1 protein-coding gene and 1 pseudogene are annotated in these 1,041 nt (G+C 66.3%); one reads left to right on the top strand and one right to left on the bottom strand.

Translation table 11 applies throughout. The annotated features are described in order from the left end of the window. Window positions 1-196, top strand: a pseudogene (locus TW83_RS21465) (bile acid:sodium symporter family protein); the annotation flags it as partial. Window positions 197-203: 7 nt separating this feature from the next. On the opposite strand, the gene TW83_RS18050 reads toward TW83_RS21465, so the two are convergent. Continuing rightward, on the bottom strand, window positions 204-689 hold the full coding sequence (locus tag TW83_RS18050; RefSeq protein WP_239441422.1) for a cell wall hydrolase: 486 nt from the start codon (window positions 687-689) through the stop codon (window positions 204-206). Between the last annotated feature and the right edge of the window lie 352 nt (window positions 690-1,041).

Raw genomic sequence — 1,041 nt, forward strand, 5'->3', positions numbered from 1 at the left:
GCTGGCCGGGCTGGACCTGGCCGCCCGAAAGGCCATCGCGATCGAGACCGGCATGCAGAATTCGGGCCTGGCCGCGGCGCTGGCTACTGCCTATTTCTCGCCGCTGACGGCGGTGCCGGCGGCGATCTTCAGCGTGTGGCACAACATCTCGGGCGCGCTGGTGGCCAACATCCTGTCGCGGATGAAGGCCCGCTAGATCCGCCTCAGCGCCCCGTGATGCCCTCGATCTGCGGCAGCACGCGGGGCTGGGTCACCAGTTCCGGGCGGCGGCGTTCATAGAACGCGTTGCCGCCCGCCGTCACGACGTAATGCATGTTGTTGTAGGACGCGCGATAGCTGGCCGCGTGAAAGAACTGGGCGTTCTGGATCATCGGATGGCGTTCGCCGCGCAGCACGGACACGGCCGCCTCGCGCAGGCGCGGGGCCGACGCGCGGTCCATCCGCTTGGTCAGGACGCCGGGCGCGAACTGGTTCTTCTGCCCCACCACGCCGCAGACCGACCGCGGATAGTTGCCTGACTGGACGCGGTTCATCACCACGCTGCCCACGGCGATCATCCCGTCCCGGCTGGACCGGTTCGATTCGAAATACATGGCGCGTTCCATGCATTCCAGTTCGCTCTGACGCTTGAAACCGCCGCAGGCGGCCAACGACGACAGCACCGCCAGCAGCGCGGCGCCGCGCAGCATCCCCTTCGAAAAACTCATGCCTGTCCCTGCCCCTGCAGCCTTGCTGTTTCGCAACGCTTAGCAGCAGGCGGGCCGCGCGGACAACTGCCAGATCGCATCTGAACTATGTCACATCCCTGTTGACAGAAGTCATCCGCGCCGCTTAGCGTGCAAATGTCAGAGGGAGACTGACATATGTATCGGCACGCCCGGTGGGCGTCCGGCATGGGGGGACGATATGACCACGCCGCTGTTGGAGGCCTCGGGCTTTCGCAAATCCTTCGATGGCGTTCCCGCGCTGAAGCTGGGCCAGTTCCGGCTGGAGCCGGGATCGGTGCATGCGCTGTGCGGCGGCAACGGCGCGGGCAAGTCG

Origin of the sequence: Paracoccus sp. S4493 (assembly GCF_000967735.1) — a bacterium.
Lineage (GTDB): Bacteria > Pseudomonadota > Alphaproteobacteria > Rhodobacterales > Rhodobacteraceae > Paracoccus > Paracoccus marcusii.